Source organism: Terriglobus sp. YAF25, assembly GCF_052113305.1.
Lineage (GTDB): Bacteria > Acidobacteriota > Terriglobia > Terriglobales > Acidobacteriaceae > Terriglobus.
The window spans coordinates 1-2,146 of sequence record NZ_JBFRCY010000754.1 but is presented as its reverse complement, the minus strand read 5'-3'; the positions used below and the strand labels follow the sequence as shown (position 1 = coordinate 2,146).

Genomic DNA, 2,146 nt, shown 5'->3' with positions numbered 1-2,146 from the left:
GTTTCTTAATGCGCAAGGACGCCAGCGGCACCCAGCAGAATTCGCTGTCTCTCACCGCACAGGGCGGGACTAGCAGTTGGTGGCCATATCCGGCGAACCTGCAGGCAGGTTATTTTGGCACTGCTTCCAATACCGGTTCCACGCAGTATTGGAGTCTGAATTACAACGGCACAACCGTGCAGAGCAATGTTCCTGTGGTTGTGGGTACTCCGGCTCTGCTGGTCCTGCAGATCACTTTCGGTGCCACAAATGTGGCCAACCTCTATGTCAATCCATCATCGCTTGGCGGTGCTGCTCCGGCGACTCCGAATGCAACGTTCTCGACATCGAGCAGCTTTGCTTTCCAGGGTCTCAGTTACTACGGCGGCAGCGGAACGGGGCAGAGTTCGCTGGACGAGATTCGGGTAGGAACCAGCTTCGCTGTGGTTACGTCGTCTCCAGCAGCAACGCCGGCAGGTTTGACGGCGACAGCAGGCAACAACCAGGCATCGCTGACCTGGACGCCGGTGACGGGCGCGACGTCGTACAACGTGTATGAGGGCACCGCGTCCGGTCAAGAGAATGCGATGCCTATTGCCACAGGTGTCACGTCGGCCAGCTATATCGCTACTGGCCTGGCTAACGGAACCGCATACTATTTTACCGTTGCGGCGGTAAACCCCGCCGGAGCAAGCGGTGTTTCAAACGAGGCCACTACAACGCCGATGCCTCCAGTACCCTCCGCACCCACCGGCCTGACGGCAACATACGGTAACGCGCAGGCCACACTTACCTGGGCAGCCGTTGCAGGTGCGGCCTCCTATAACGTGTATAGGGGCACCGCATCCGGAGGAGAAAGTGTAACTCCTATAGCAGCCGGGCTTACCTCTCCTACCTATACCGCTGCTGGACTAACCAACGGGACTACCTATTACTTTGAAGTAGCGGCCGTGAACCTGTCGGGCCCGAGTGGGTTGTCCGCTGAAGTCAGCGTCACACCGTCGACCATTCCGGAAGCGCCTTCACTGACAGGGACGGCCGGCAATGCGCTGGCTACTCTCGGTTGGACTGCGTCCGCGGGAGCTACGTCGTACAACGTGTACGAGGGCACTAGTACCGGAGCCGAAAGCACAACGCCTATCGCGACCGGTGTTACAGGAACAACCTATGCCGTGTCAGGGCTCACCAACGCTACGCCTTACTTCTTCAAAGTGTCTGCGCAGAGTTCCGCCGGTACCAGCGCCCTCTCGAATGAAGTGGTGGTTACCCCGGTCACCCCCGTAGCAGGAACTAATGCTGCTGCCAGCTTCAGCATTTATCCGCAGGTGGTGGCGGCCAATCCGGTCAACGCTGGATTTAACATGCAGCCGAAAGACGGCTCCAACATCACTGAGAATGCCTGGCTTTCCGACGGAGGGTTTTCTCCCTATGACGCACGCGTGAGTCTTACCGCCAGCCAGAATGGAACGGCAACAACGTTCATTGCCACTAATGACGGAGGGACACCTTATTACAGCAGCATTGCTACAGGGTATTTCGTGGGAGCCACGGCAAGGACCTATCGCTTCAGCAATGGCGCATGGTCGTTGCTGCGCACGGATACGGTGACCGGCTATACCGCTGTCTCAGATAGCGTTCCGGCTGACAATACCATCACCTTTGCCGATTCCGGACCACCAACCTTGGCCGGAGATATTATCTGGCTGGCTCTGGACAACCAACCTGCGGTGCCAGGCCTCTCCCTGCTTGCTTCACGCATGACCTCCTACACCCCGGTCTGGTCCGCGGAGACGCTTACCGCTGACACACGTACCGCGACAGTACCCTACACGCTTTCTACAGACGTGCCGCCTTCCGATCCTGGAGGGCTGAGCCTTGAGATCACTGATGCGAAAACGGAGAAACAGGGAATCTGGCAATGGATCCAGAATGCGTTTGTCGGACCTGCGAATGAGCAGTTTCAACCAGGGCATACCTATGAGGTGAGTGTCTGGTTGAAACAGTCAGGCATCAGTAGCGGCAGTGCCACGTTCTCGCTGCAGGGCCTGGGTATCTCTCATACCTTTATCGGGGTGACCAACACCTGGCAGTTGTTCACCTGGACTTTCCCCKCTGTCCCCGGAATTCCGGTGGGCTCCGCCGTGGTCAGTGCGCATTTGAATTACAC

Annotated in this window: 1 protein-coding gene; it reads left to right on the top strand. The window is 57.9% G+C overall.

The window, feature by feature from the left end; genetic code table 11:
• Window positions 1-2,146, top strand: a 2,146-nt coding sequence (locus AB4043_RS23330) for a fibronectin type III domain-containing protein (protein WP_442308239.1), incomplete at both ends; no start/stop codon positions are given.